Raw genomic sequence first — 13,421 nt, forward strand, 5'->3', positions numbered from 1 at the left:
GAGAGGGTGTATTTATATCAACAGGAGATCCTTCGACTCCGCTGCGCTCCGCTCAGAATGACCATCCGGCAGATGCGCTACCATTGACAACAACAGGTTTAGCGCCGCTCCAACCGGAGGGTCATCCCGACCGCAGCGGAGGGATCTCCCGCTCCCTGCACCAAATCCCTCCGGTTAACCGTTTACTTTTCTTTCAGAAGGAAAACCTGCAGATAAGTTTTACCGTCGGCAGCCGGCAGATGGCGGTTATACGCCAGCGTCTTGCCATCGTGCGACCAGGACACCGCCCCGGTAGGTGCGCTTTCTTCAGGATATTTTTGACTCACTCTCTCGGTAGCGCCCGTTGCAACATCAGTCACAAAAACACTATTACCCGAAAGATAAGCCACACGCTTGCCGTCGAAGCTGAAATTAATAGGACTGGTAATAGAAGATTCCAGGCGGGTTACCTGCTTCACAGGCCCGCCATTGGGCGATACCGTATGGAGTTGGATAATTCCCTGGTCATCGGCCGCCAGGAAACCGATCAGGCTGCCGTCCGATGATGAGCGAAGCCAGTGGCGCGGCGTATTGCTCACGCCCTGCTTCAGATCGGTGATACGTCGAGTTACCAGTGCCCCGGAAACCGGCAGCCGGGTACCGGAATCAGGCGAAATCTCAAAAACGTCGGCCTTTTCGACGATATCTTCCGGAATATCAACGACAAAAATCTCAGTTTTGAGGTTCCCGTCCTTGTCCCGCGTGTTTCCCTGGTAAGCAATGGCATGACGCTGCCTTGCACCATCGGGCCGCAGGTAACCGTTGCTTCCTATCCAGCACTCGTCATACGCCTTGTCAATTTCGTCGGAACCCGGCTGGGGATTGTCCTTTACTTCTGCAACAATCAGGGAGAACATTTCCCCGCTATTGTTTTCACCAGTGCCGTCGTCAGTCACCGATACCGGTTTTCCGGGGACCGAAATACCGATGGTTCTCAGATCCTTCGCAGCGCCGCCATTTTTTGCGCTTTGTTCCAGCAGGTAATCATTGTAGGTGTAGCTGATCCATCCGTCGCTGCTCCACGTATGGGCGTGAGTCCCACCGCGGAGCGCTCCGGACGTATAGGGGGGGGTTATGTTTCTGGCATCGATAAAGATGGGCACCATCGGCCGGTTGATGTCCACGGCAACTCCGGTACGGCGCGTGAACGAATAAGGTTTCTCTTCATTCGCGTTGCGCACACCGTGGATGAACAGCACACGGTCGCCCTTGGGTGAAAACGTAACCGCCCCAACTCCGGGCCCGAAACCTGTCTGATTCTTTGTTTTATAAAGCGTTTTTATTTCGCCGGTCTGCGTATTCACCATAGCAACTTCACCGGCAGCGCCGATACCGGAGTCAACGAGCCTTGAATCGTATACGATCCATTGATCATCTGGCGAAAAAACAGCCGTGGAGTTGATACAATGCCCCGAAAGGTCATTGGTCAATTGAATTTCCTGATAAGACTTCATACTCGGTTGCGTAGTGCAGGCAGTAACCAGCAAAGGCAGAACGGCCTGCACAATTTTAAAATTTCGGGTGAAAGTCATGGCGCTGACTTTGAATGGGTCCTAAGCAAACTGGATGTCTGTCAATCCGATTTCGGCTTTCAGAGCCTGGTACCTGTCGTAAAACGCATCCAGGTCGCGGGCTATTTCCGGGGTAAAAACACCTACGTCGCGCCGGGTAGCAAGACCGATATCGAAACCTCTCTTCTGAAGGAAATACTTGGCAATAATGGGGTATACATGGTGCATTACGTCCATGTTGTCCACAAAGAACCGCTGTACGATATCCACTTCCTTCTGTTTCGCCGCATCGGCAAAATGATCGCATATCCATACCACCAGCTCCGGGACAAAATTACCCTGGATACAGGACAGACCCGCTGCACCCGCTACCTGCGATGATACCGCATTCACCATATAGGCGTCATAGAGCTCAAATGATTGGCCTTCGGTAAGCTGTACCTTCCGGGTTACGGACGCTATATCCAGCGAAGTATCCTTGTGGTACACCACGCGACCTGTGTCGACGTACTTTTTCAATTGCTCAGGACTCAGCACGCGCTTATAGGGCACCGGGCATTCATAAAATCCCAGGGGCACGGTTTCGGTACGCTCAATCAGCTCTGCAACCCGCGCGTCGAGTACGTCGTCCGATTCATTTTCGGCGGCAAGCAAGCTGGTAATGGCAATGACCGCATCGGCTCCTGCTTCATGAATTTTCTTCACGAAATCTGCCTGTTTGCTGATCTCGCCCCCAAAAGTACCCGTAGAGACAACGGGCACGGCACCGGCGGCCACGTCCACTACATGCCTGGTAATCTGAATCCGCTCCTCCTCCGACAGCTCGAACATTTCGCTCGATAGACAATTGGCAAACAGCCCTTTTGCCCCGGCGTTCAGGTAGAACTCCGTCAATGCCGTCAGCTGTTTGTAATCGATTTCCTTGTTCTCCTTGAACGGAGTGATCATTACGGGGATATATTTTCCTTTACGCGACATAACTAATTAACAATAGAACCTTTTAAAACAATTACTTGAAACTTTTATGCGGACGGGCATCACGCCTTCCTCCTCATTTTTGTCAGGATCACCCCTACCAGGAAAATGGAAAGCGTACCGACCACGATGATCATGTTGACATGAAGCGGATTTTTGAACTGTGCATATTCTTCGGGCATATACTTGGACAAAGTCATCCAGAGAATGACGAGGATACCGATCAGGGCAGCCGTGAGACCTTCATGACTGTTGGTTCGCTTGCTGATCATCCCCAGGAGGAAAATCCCGAGCATACCGGCCGCAAAAATCCCGGAGAGCTCCCACCACATATCCAGGATACTCTTCGCACCGATCATTGCGATGCCGGTGATCATACCTGCCAGGCCAAACAATACCGTACCGATGTAAAGCACCCGCATTTTCTGGCTGTCATTCGCGCTTTTGTTGAAATACCGCTGATAAATATCTTCCGAGAACACGGTAGCAGACGCGTTCATACCGGAGCTGATGGTGCTCATGGCTGCCGCGAGAATTGCCGAAACGATTAATCCTACCAGCCCGGTCGGAATTTTATTAACCATGAAATAGGGCATTACCTTGTCGCCGTAGTCGGCCGGTTGAAGCGTAGCCGCCAGTTGTGCTATTTCCTGGGCGGACGCACCCGCAGGCAGCCTTTCGGCCGCTGCCTGCCCTTTTACTACCTCCAGCAGCTCGGGATGTACCTGGAAGTAGGCGAATAAACATGCGCCAATAGCAAAGAATACGAGTGAAACCGGGACATACAGCCACACGCAAAGCCAGATGGAAGAAACCGCTTCTTTTGGGGAACGGGCTGTATGATAACGCTGAACATAATTCTGGTCCATCCCGAAGTTGTTAAGGTTGATAAAAAAACCATACAACAAAATCACCCAGAACGTAGAGCTGGTAAAATCGGGAGAGAAGCTGCCCAGGCTGAATTTATCGGCCGATTTGCCTATTTCAACAATTTTGGAAACCCCGCCCGGCACACCCTGTATGACCAGGTACATGATCAGCAATGCGCCGAGTGTTTTCACGACGCCCTGCACCACCTCAGTCCAGATAACTGCCTCAATTCCACCCAATACCGTATAAATGATAATACAGATCCCGACCACGATCATGATGGTGCTCATGGAAATCCCGGTCAGGGCCTGGAGGCTCAGAGCGATCCCGAAGAAAATTGAACCCATTCTCGCCAACTGCGTCAAAAGGAAACAGGCCACCGCGTAGGTTCTGGCCCAGGGGCCGAAGCGGTGTTCCAAATGCGTATAGGCTGAAACCTCACCGGTGGTCCTGTAGAAAGGCACGAAATACTTGGCCGCCACCCAGGCGGAAAGCGGCATGGACAGACTAAAAACAAAAGCATTCCAGTTGGAACCGAAGGCCTTTCCCGGAACGCCGAGAAAAGTGTTGCTGCTCAGGAACGTTGCATAAATAGAAAGGCCGATCGCCCAGCCCGGAATAGCGCCTCCGGCCTTGGTAAACTGCTCGGCCCCTTGTGATTTCCTTGAAAAATAGAAACCTACCAGCACCATCGAAAGCAAATAAACACCAATGATCGCCAGGTCAATAAAGGGTAAGTTATTCATACTAAAAAAATGAGAAGATGTCTTATGGAAAGTATTACCCGGATTGGTCCACAAAAGTACCTCTCTGCCGGGGTCTTTTATTTTATCTTTTTTGCAATTTATTGTAGGATACTATCATAGATCATATTGAACAAAAGCATTATATTAAATTAACATATCCGGAGGCACGCCTGTAGTAAATGTCAATCCATTCTACAAACGACAATATAAAATATTCATTTTCAGTTAAATACATTCAATACAATTAACCTATCACTTAAAACTATGGAAGAATAGACAGCAAAAACTGTTATTTCAGAATTCTGATAAGATTTTGGTATAGGTATATCGAAAATGAACGAAACGGTCGGGCACAACGCAGAAAGGAGGCGAAGCGCACAATAAACACTATCTTAGCAGCCTTCAAAAAAATACAGTTCCAATCCCAAAAAACTTACCCATCGACACGATCTTTATGACGCTCACCGGTTTTTTCAAAAAACTCCTGTTCTTTAGCTGCTTTTGCCTGTTTTATCAACCGGCTCTTCGGGCGCAAAGCACAATACACAATCAAAAGATAAACGGCTATAAAGGCATCTGGTTTGCACTGGGGCAACGCTCGGATTATGGAGACAAATATTCCGGCGGCCTGGCTACTTACACGGCCAAGCATATCCCGCTGGCGATTTATGCCGAAAAAGTCAATAAAACCTTTTTCGTGTACGGCGGCACCACTGGTCCGCATGACAAGTACCTGCTTTGTATGGCGGGCGTTTTTGACCATGCAACGGGCAGGGTGACGCGCCCGACGATCGTTTTCGACAAACTGGGAGTTGAAGATCCGCACGACAACCCGTCGATCGCTATGGACGACAAAGGCCATATCTGGGTGTTTGTAAGCGGCAGGGGACGGTCGCGCATGGGTTACAAATACCGCAGCAAACTCCCTTACTCCGTAGATGGCTTCGACCAGGTCCGGGAGGAAGAAATGACCTACCCGCAACCCAAATACGTAACGGGCAAAGGCTTTCTTCACCTTTTCACCAAATACACCGGCACGCGGGAACTTTACTTTGAGACCTCGCCCGACGGTATGACCTGGAGTGAAGACCGGAAGCTGGCCGGCATGAAGCGCCCCGGGGATAAAAACAGCGGGCACTACCAGATCAGTGGGCAGTGGGGCGAAAAAATCTGCTTTTTCTTCAACTGGCACCCGGACGGTAATGTGGATCTGCGAACCAATATTTACTACATGCAGACCACCGACTTCGGCAAAACCTGGACCACCATTGAAGGAAAAACCCTGCCTCTCCCCCAGGACAAGACCGATTCGCCTGCGTTGGTAATGGAATACTTCAGCAAAGGCAAAAATGTATACATCAAAGACGTCAGCTTTGATGAAAAGGGAAACCCCGTAGCGCTTTACCTGGCAGGGCCGGGTCATGAGCCGGGCCCTGTCAACGGTCCGCGGCAGTGGTACGTATTGCATTGGAACGGAACCTCCTGGGAAAATCACCCGATCACGACGTCGGACCATAACTACGACACGGGCAGCCTTTTCACGGACGGACCGGCCTGGACCTTCATTGCACCTACCGAAAATACACCTCAGCAATGGGGCGCCGGCGGTGAGGTCGTGATGTGGACGAGCACCGATAAAGGCAAAAGCTGGACACGAGTGAAGCAGATCACCCGGCGCAGCGAACGAAACCACAACTACGTACGGAAAGTGATGGGCGGCACCGACCCTTTCCGCTATTTCTGGGCCGACGGGAATCCCGACAAAATGAGCGAATCGCTCCTGTATTTCGGCGACAGCAAGGGCAATGTATGGCAGCTTCCGTATGACATGGTGGCTGACGAGCAACTTCCGGTGAAGGTCAAGTAAAAAAAGTCAGAAAATTTTTTTTGCGGTAACTTTAAGTACACCAGACTTTTACCGGACCAGCCAAAAAAATACCTCAAGTTTTTTCGCAACGCCGCTTGCATCTTAAATTAAAACCGCACACCTTTGCACCGCGTTTGAACGAAACGCCTAGTGAATTCAGGAGAGCGTCACAAATCGCTACGAAGTAGGAGTACCAGTCGGCCCATTCGTCTAGCGGTTAGGACACGACCCTTTCACGGTTGAAACAGGGGTTCGATTCCCCTATGGGTCACAAAGCCTCGCAGCAATGCGGGGCTTTTGTGCTTTTTGGAGTGCCCGCTCTATTCTCCCAAAATACGGATCAAGCGGGATCAAGCGTAATTTCTGGGGGGAGGTTTATACATATATCTTAGCCAGCCTGAACATGAAGAACGGAATACTTCTGACTCCCCTGAACTGACTCCTCAGCGCCTTTATTTTTGCATTGAAAGATTCTGCCGAGGCATTGGTTGATCGATTATCAAAATAATTAAGGATGTTCGTGTAATGATTCTGAATCGTTCTGGCCAGTGTTCCAAATGACTTTAAACCAGCTATTTCGACCTGATTATACCATTGTGCCAGCCGTGTAAAAGCAACTCCTTTTTCTTTGGTTGTCGTGAAAATATTCGACAAGTTCCGACTTAAGCGGTAGGCTGTTTGCAGTACCGGGTACAATCGGAAGAGAATTTCAGCCCTATGAGACTGGGAGGGTGTCCATTTTGATTCATCCTTAAATAACAAATGACGACTTCTGGCTAGTAGTTGTTTTAAAGAGTCTCCGTTGGCAAATACTTCCAGAACATGCTGATTTCCAGTTTCCCGGGCAAGCTCCATTTCCTGATTTTCCTGTTCAATGCGCCTTGTTATTGACGGAGAAACGAAACAACCGGTTTCGGATGGAAAAAACTATGGCATAAAACTATCGCTATTCCCTCCCGCCTCCAGAGGGAAGTTCAAACTCGCCACTTATATATTATCTCCTGATCCACTTGTAGATGCAGCAGCTGTCCTATTGGCCAAAGGGGAAAACACAATTCCTCTTCCCGGTCGGGTTGATTCGGGCACCTTGGAAATTACCAGCTTAACACAGAGTGAAGTCGCTGGTACATTCGAATTTGACGCTGTAGCTCTTGTTGAATACGGCCACCCTATCAAGTATGACACCATAACCGTCAGAAATGGCAAGTTCAGAGTTCCAATAACATCTTATGGAGAAGAGTAGCTCCAAATAGCCACGGCTTGTTGCTCTCACCTTGAAAAAAGACTAGCTTGAAGTATAGAGGATGTTGTTAACCCAATACCCTCTCAATCATGTCGCTAAGAAAATCGTAAACTACCAGGCTGCTGTCTAGCTAGATGGAAACAGAAGGTTTGAAATTATTTTGGGCCGGGAAAACAAGGATGGTCCGACTCTTCGTATGAAGATGATAAACTGACAATGAAATAGGATTACGCTCACACTCAAATAGTGTTTGACTTGACGAACAAGCGATGGAAAGCGATGTAATCGCCCTGCACGATTTCCCGTCTTCATTCGGTGTCGATTATTGTAGTTTGAGACTCGTTTATTGTCGATTGGGTTAGCAGATCCTCGACCAAACATAATCGTGTAATTACTTTTGGAAATCAATGTCACGTTATTAGCCAAAGATTACATGTCGTTTAATTATCAAAAAGCACTTTATACAGCAGCGTTCCTATATTCAATATTTATACTCGTAGGCTGTACTTCATCAGCAGAAAAACCCGCCGAAGAGGCCGCTCCGCAAACGCGGATTGTAACAACTTTACAAGACACCTCAGTAACCGTGAGCCAGGATTATCCGGCCCGCATTGAAGGGAAAGTCAATGTCGATATTCGCCCGCAGGCTGATGGTTATCTGGAAAAAATCTTCGTCGAAGAGGGTGCATTCGTAAAAAAAGGTCAGCTGCTGTTCAAGATTGCGGACTCGCCTTACCAGGAAGCCCTGAATTCCGCAGAGGCAGGCCTGGCCGCTGCCAAAGCGGAGGTGACCAGCGCCGGTTTACAGGTAGAAAAATTCCGGGAGCTCAGCCAGAGCCGCGTGACTTCCGAATTTCAGCTGAAAACGGCAAAAGCTGCCATGGAAATCGCAAAAGCAAATGTCGCCTTACAGGAAGCTGCGGTGGCTTCGGCAAAAATCAATCTTGGGTTTACGCTGGTCAAAGCGCCGGTGAGCGGCTACATTGGCCGCATCCCGAAACGAATTGGCAACCTTACTTCGAGGACCGACGCCGAACCGCTGACTACGTTGTCGGACATCAGCGAGGTGTACGCCTATTTCTCTCTGACCGAGCAGGACTTTCTACGGCTCAGCCAGACTTCCGACCAGTCACTCACGGCTACCATTCAAAAATTGCCGGACGTAAAGCTCGTTTTGGCCGACGGGAATACCTTCAAAGAACCTGGCAAAATCCAGATGGTTGACGGGAAATTTGACACCGGGACGGGTAGTATCAGCGTCCGTGCTGCGTTTAGCAATCCGCGTTATCTGCTGCGCTCGGGCAATACAGGTAAGATCATTTTGCCGGAAACCCACCAGAAAGTACTACTGATTCCCGTACAAGCCACAACGGATATTCAGGACAAAATCTTTGTTTTCAGGCTTAACAAGGCGAATCAGGCCGAGCGAATTGCCATTCAAACCAACGGAAAAAGTGGCGACAACTTCATCCACGCAGGCGGCCTGAATGCAGGCGACCGCATTATTGCCAAAGACGCCGCGCTGGTGCAGGAAGGTGAAAAAGTACAGCCCGCTAGCCGGTAATTCCCATTTAGTTTTTCAGGATTATGCTTCAAAATATCATACACAGACCGGTTTTGGCAACCGTGATTTCCATTGTACTGGTGCTGCTCGGGCTGATTTCGCTCACGCAGCTGCCGGTCATGCAGTTCCCGGACATTGCTCCGCCCACGGTTTTCGTCGCCGGTACTTATCCCGGAGGTAACAGCGAAAGCGTGACGCGCTCGGTGATCACCCCACTCGAAGAGGCTATTAATGGCGTCGAGAAAATGCAGTACATTAAATCGACCGCAGGTAGCGACGGTTCGTTCTCGATCCAGGTGATTTTCAACCAGGGAACTGACCCGGATCAGGCGGCGGTGAATGTGCAAAACCGCGTGGCGCAGGTCAACAGCCAGATCCCGGCCGAGGTAACCCGCGCCGGGATCACCACCACCAAGCAGCAAAACAGCAACATCATGTTTTTCAACGTCCTGAGCGAGGATTCGACGAAATTCGATGAGCTTTTCCTGCAAAATTATGCGAAGATCAACCTTACGCCCGCGCTGAAACGGATTCCCGGAATCGGGAATGTGCAGGTCTTCGGGGTGAAGGATTATGCGATGCGGATCTGGCTGAATCCGCAGAAAATGACTGTGAACAGCCTCGTTCCGCAAGACATTGAGACTGCGATTTCAAACAGCAGTCTGGAAGCCTCGCCGGGAAAACTGGGCGAAGAATCCGAGGCGCCTTTACAGTACATTATCAAGTACAAAGGCAAGCTCAACCGCCCGGAGGACTTTGAACAGATCATCCTCAAAGCCAAGCCCGATGGCTCCATGCTCCGCCTTCGCGACGTGGCGCGTATTGAATTCGGCTCGGCATTTTACGACAGTAATAATAAGGAAGATGGTAACCCGGCGGTGACGCTCGCGATCCAGCAGGTTTCCGGTTCTAATGCAAACGAAATAGAAATTGCAGTTCGCAAACAGCTCGACGAAAGTGCCAAAACTTTCCCGAAAGGCGTTAAAATCGACATTATCCAAAGCGTAAAAGAGCGGCTCGACCAGTCGATCAACCAGGTAAAAGCGACGCTGATCGAAGCATTTATCCTGGTCTTCATCGTCGTATTCCTCTTTTTGCAAGACTGGCGCTCGACGCTGATCCCGGCCATCGCGGTGCCGGTAGCGATCATCGGTACTTTCTTTTTCCTGAATGTGATTGGTTTTTCAATTAATGTGCTCACGCTCTTTGCATTGGTACTCGCGATCGGGATTGTGGTCGATGATGCGATTGTGGTCGTCGAGGCGGTGCATTCCAAAATGGAGAAGGAACATCTGGGCGCCAAAGAGGCGACGGTTTCGGCCATGCAGGAAATTACCGGGGCGATTTTGTCGATCACATTGGTGATGTCGGCGGTGTTTTTGCCGGTCGGATTCATGAGCGGTCCGGCGGGGATTTTTTACAAACAATTTGCATTTACGCTTGCCAGCGCGATTTTAATTTCCGCGGTTAATGCATTGACGCTCAGCCCGGCATTGTGTGCATTGCTTTTGAAACCGCATCACGAAGGCGCCGAAAAGCAGACTTTCGCCAGGCGTTTCAGCACAGCGTTTAACACTGGTTTTGAAAGTTTTACATCCAAATATGTAAAAAGCATCCAGTTCCTGATTGCCAGGAAATGGCTGGGATTAGGACTGTTGGCCGTCGTCACTTTTTTTGCCGTTTTCCTGATGAACCGCGCTCCGAAAGATTTTGTACCGAATGAGGACGACCGCTTTTTGGTGTATGCGCTGTCGCTTTCGCCGGGGAATAATTTAAAATTTACCACGGTTGCATTGCATCGTATAGACGCAGCTTTGAAAAAAATGCCGGAAGTCGAATCAGTGACCAGCATTTCGGGCTTTAACTTGCTGAGCAACAGTGCCGGGCCGTCTTACGGAGTTGGTTTTATCCGCTTGAAAGCCATTAATGATCGTGGCGACATCAAGGATATGGATAAGATTATCGAAGCGATGACGGGGCGGCTGCAAAGTGTGAAAGAGGGCGACCTGACCTTGTTCCGCTTCCCTCCTGTGGAAGGTTTCGGGAGCGTGAACGGAGCCGAACTGGTGTTACAGGACAAGACGGGCGGCAGTCTCGACGCATTTAATGCGAAAGCACAGGACATTATCGCTGCTTTGAATCAAAATCCTGCGGTAGGCGCCGCTTTTACGACTTTCCGCAGTGATTTTCCGCAGCTGGAAGTGGTCGTGGACGAAGACAAGGCATTCCAGCTCGGCACCACGCCACGCGAAGTGATGACTACCTTGCAGCTCTTTTATGGCGGCGCCCAGTCGGGTGATTTTGTTCGCTTTGGTAAATTTTATCGGGTTAATGTGAAGGCGGAAGGTCAGTATCGCATGGACGAAGCTTCTCTGAACCAGGTTTTTGTCAAAAATAGCAACGGCGAAATGATCCCGGTTGGAAACCTGGTGAAGCTTCGCAAAGTATATGGGCCGGAGGTAATCAACCGCTACAATTTATTTAGCAGCATTACAGTGAATATTCTAAGCAAAGACGGTTTCAGCAATGGTCAGGTAATGCATGCGACGGAGCAGATTTTGAGCGAAAAACTGCCCGCGGGCTTTGGTTACGAATGGAGCGGCCTGAGCCGGGAAGAGAAAGAATCGGGTGGACAAATGGTCCTGATTTTCGGGATGTGCGTGATTTTCACCTACTTCCTTTTGGCCGGACAATACGAAAGCTACCTGCTGCCGCTGGCTGTCATTTTCTCGATCCCGACGGGTTTGCTCGGCGTATACCTGGCGATCGGTGCGGCGGGCATTACCAATAATATATATGTGCAGATCGGTTTGATCATGCTCATCGGTTTGCTCGCCAAGAATGCGATCCTGATCGTGGAGTTTGCATTGAAAGCGCGGAAGTCCGGAATGGACATTGTCGAAGCAGCCGTTGAAGGTGCACGCCAGCGTTTTCGCCCGATCCTGATGACTTCGCTGGCATTTATCGCCGGTCTGGTACCGCTGATGTTTGCCACTGGCGCGTCTGCGGCGGGCAACCGGTCGATCAGTACAAGCGCTGCAGGCGGAATGTTTACGGGCGTAGTGCTTGGCCTGCTTGTTGTCCCGCTGTTGTTCGTGGTTTTTCAAACGATTCAGGAAAAATTCAGCAGCAAACCAACGCCGGTGGCTCCGGCCAAAGCTTAATATCTGACATTCATGAAGTACAATCCTATCATATCCATTACCTTGCTCGTGCTGGCAGGCTGCCGGCCCGGTAAGGAGCAGCTGAAACCGGATGTGGCGTTGCCACAGGAGTTTCGGGTTCCCGCGGGGCAGGAGGCCCGATTGGAGGGCGGCGCGGATTCGCTCAACCGGACGCTGCCTTCGCTCAGTAGTTTTTTCAATAATCAAACTTTGCGCGCGCTGATTGACAGTGCATTAGTCAACAATAACGACTTGCGATCCGCGATCAAAAACATTGAGCTCGCCCGGACGACCATGCGCCAGGTAAAGCTTAATTACCTGCCTGATATTGATGCTCAGCTTGCAGTCACACGTAACAAATCTGCCCGTAATAGTTTCGCCGGCCTTGGAAATGAAGCATTTATCGGGAGGCTGAGCGTCAATGATTTTAACTTAAATCTTGGCGTGAATTGGGAGATCGATATATGGGGAAGAGTAAAAACACAAAAAGAGGAAGCGCTTTCTGTTTTTTTACAAAATCAGGAAATCAAAAAAGGCATTCAGACGCGCCTGGTAGCGGATATCGCCAGCGGCTACTATAATTTGCTGATGCTCGACGAACAACTGCGTATTGCCCGGAACAGTCAACAGCTCGCAGACAGCACGTTGACGATCATCAACGCGCAGTACCGCGTGGGCGAGGCTTCACTTCTGGCGATCCAGCAATCCAAAGCGCAACTCGACGCCGCGCGGCAGCTGGTCCCACAGATTGAACAAAGCATTGTCCAGCAGGAAAACGCGGTGGGCCTGCTCGCCGGACAATACGCGAAGGCGATTATTCGCAATCCGGAGCAGGAAGGCGAATTTAACATCGATCCAAAGTCCGGCTACGACGTGTCGCTGCTCGCGGCCCGGCCGGATGTGCAGCAGGCGGAATTCAACTTTCGCGCAGCCAATGCGCGGGCCGGGCTGGCGCAAATTGCCATGTATCCGCGGCTGACCATCACCGCACAAGGCGGGCTTACTTCTTTCAATGTCGCCAACTGGATTGCGTTTCCCGGATCGGTTTTCTGGAATGCAGCAGGCGGTTTGACACAGCCTGTTTTCCAGCGCAGACAGTTAAAAACAGCGTACGAACAAGCTGTCATTGAACAGGAAAAAGCCGCCATCGGCTTCAAACAGGCGGTCTTGACGGGCTATGCCGAAGTGTCCAGCGCATTGGTCGCCAACCGGAAACTGGAAGAGCAACTGGCGATTGCGACGGACCGGAGGCAATCTTTGAGTGAGGGAATCGGTTCTGCGAAAATTTTGTTTAAAAATGGCGAGGCGAATTATCTGGAAATAATCGCCGCGCAAAGCAGTTATTTGCAGTCGCGACTGGACGTGACCCTGCTCGAACGTGAAAAAGCAAATGCGATTATCGAACTGTACCGCGCCCTCGGCGGCGGCTGGAAATAAGCGGA

At 50.4% G+C, this 13,421-nt stretch carries 9 protein-coding genes and 1 tRNA gene; 6 read left to right on the top strand and 4 right to left on the bottom strand.

The genetic code is table 11. From position 1 onward, the window contains the following. Window positions 1–182: 182 nt before the first annotated feature. Genes ABD852_RS10100 through ABD852_RS10110 form a run of 3 tightly spaced genes read right to left on the bottom strand, consistent with a single transcriptional unit; the run spans window position 183 to window position 4,141 of the window. A complete protein-coding gene (locus ABD852_RS10100; protein ID WP_345028363.1) occupies window positions 183–1,571 on the bottom strand; it encodes a DUF3748 domain-containing protein in 1,389 nt (462 codons plus the stop codon). A 21-nt stretch (window positions 1,572–1,592) separates the two neighbouring features. Continuing rightward, a complete protein-coding gene (locus ABD852_RS10105; RefSeq protein WP_345028365.1) occupies window positions 1,593–2,528 on the bottom strand; it encodes a dihydrodipicolinate synthase family protein in 936 nt (311 codons plus the stop codon). A gap of 59 nt (window positions 2,529–2,587) precedes the next feature. Next, window positions 2,588–4,141, bottom strand: a complete 1,554-nt coding sequence (locus ABD852_RS10110) for a sodium:solute symporter family protein (protein WP_345028366.1) — start codon at window positions 4,139–4,141, stop codon at window positions 2,588–2,590. 454 nt (window positions 4,142–4,595) lie between these two features. Between ABD852_RS10110 and ABD852_RS10115 the strand changes: the two genes are divergently transcribed. Both ABD852_RS10115 and ABD852_RS10120 read left to right on the top strand, forming a co-directional pair. Beyond that, window positions 4,596–6,008 carry a BNR-4 repeat-containing protein gene (locus ABD852_RS10115; protein ID WP_345028369.1) on the top strand — a complete coding sequence of 471 codons (1,413 nt, stop codon included), beginning with the start codon at window positions 4,596–4,598 and terminating at the stop codon, window positions 6,006–6,008. A gap of 199 nt (window positions 6,009–6,207) precedes the next feature. Next, window positions 6,208–6,279, top strand: a tRNA-Glu gene (locus ABD852_RS10120). A 104-nt stretch (window positions 6,280–6,383) separates the two neighbouring features. On the opposite strand, the gene ABD852_RS10125 is transcribed toward ABD852_RS10120, so the two are convergent. Further along, entirely contained in the window at window positions 6,384–6,863 is a 480-nt protein-coding gene (locus ABD852_RS10125; RefSeq protein WP_345028370.1) for a transposase, read from the bottom strand. 19 nt (window positions 6,864–6,882) lie between these two features. Here ABD852_RS10125 and ABD852_RS10130 point away from each other — a divergent pair, with 19 nt between their 5' ends. The 4 genes from ABD852_RS10130 to ABD852_RS10145 all read left to right on the top strand — a co-directional run bounded on the left by ABD852_RS10130 (window position 6,883) and on the right by ABD852_RS10145 (window position 13,416). Then, window positions 6,883–7,251 carry a hypothetical protein gene (locus ABD852_RS10130; protein WP_345028371.1) on the top strand — a complete coding sequence of 123 codons (369 nt, stop codon included), beginning with the start codon at window positions 6,883–6,885 and terminating at the stop codon, window positions 7,249–7,251. Between the two features lie 433 nt (window positions 7,252–7,684). Beyond that, window positions 7,685–8,815 (top strand): efflux RND transporter periplasmic adaptor subunit, encoded by a 1,131-nt coding sequence (locus ABD852_RS10135; RefSeq protein WP_345028372.1) that lies wholly within the window; start codon window positions 7,685–7,687, stop codon window positions 8,813–8,815. A 23-nt stretch (window positions 8,816–8,838) separates the two neighbouring features. Then, the gene (locus ABD852_RS10140; RefSeq protein ID WP_345028373.1) at window positions 8,839–11,979 is read left to right on the top strand and encodes an efflux RND transporter permease subunit; all 3,141 of its coding nucleotides are present in this window, start codon (window positions 8,839–8,841) and stop codon (window positions 11,977–11,979) included. Between the two features lie 12 nt (window positions 11,980–11,991). Next, window positions 11,992–13,416: an efflux transporter outer membrane subunit gene (locus ABD852_RS10145; RefSeq protein WP_345028374.1), complete on the top strand. Its 1,425-nt coding sequence runs from the start codon at window positions 11,992–11,994 to the stop codon at window positions 13,414–13,416. Window positions 13,417–13,421 lie beyond the last annotated feature (5 nt).

It is taken from the genome of Ravibacter arvi, from assembly GCF_039540405.1.
Classification (GTDB): Bacteria; Bacteroidota; Bacteroidia; order Cytophagales; family Spirosomataceae; genus Ravibacter; species Ravibacter arvi.

Excerpts from the sequence above, each read along its gene's own strand:
- ABD852_RS10140 (WP_345028373.1), top strand. The coding sequence starts at position 8,839 with ATGCTTCAAAATATCATACACAGACCGGTTTTGGCAACCGTGATTTCC.
- ABD852_RS10115 (WP_345028369.1), top strand. The coding sequence starts at position 4,596 with ATGACGCTCACCGGTTTTTTCAAAAAACTCCTGTTCTTTAGCTGCTTT.
- ABD852_RS10100 (WP_345028363.1), bottom strand. The coding sequence starts at position 1,571 with ATGACTTTCACCCGAAATTTTAAAATTGTGCAGGCCGTTCTGCCTTTG.
- ABD852_RS10145 (WP_345028374.1), top strand. The coding sequence starts at position 11,992 with ATGAAGTACAATCCTATCATATCCATTACCTTGCTCGTGCTGGCAGGC.
- ABD852_RS10125 (WP_345028370.1), bottom strand. The coding sequence starts at position 6,863 with ATGGAGCTTGCCCGGGAAACTGGAAATCAGCATGTTCTGGAAGTATTT.
- ABD852_RS10105 (WP_345028365.1), bottom strand. The coding sequence starts at position 2,528 with ATGTCGCGTAAAGGAAAATATATCCCCGTAATGATCACTCCGTTCAAG.
- ABD852_RS10130 (WP_345028371.1), top strand. The coding sequence starts at position 6,883 with ATGCGCCTTGTTATTGACGGAGAAACGAAACAACCGGTTTCGGATGGA.
- ABD852_RS10110 (WP_345028366.1), bottom strand. The coding sequence starts at position 4,141 with ATGAATAACTTACCCTTTATTGACCTGGCGATCATTGGTGTTTATTTG.
- ABD852_RS10135 (WP_345028372.1), top strand. The coding sequence starts at position 7,685 with ATGTCGTTTAATTATCAAAAAGCACTTTATACAGCAGCGTTCCTATAT.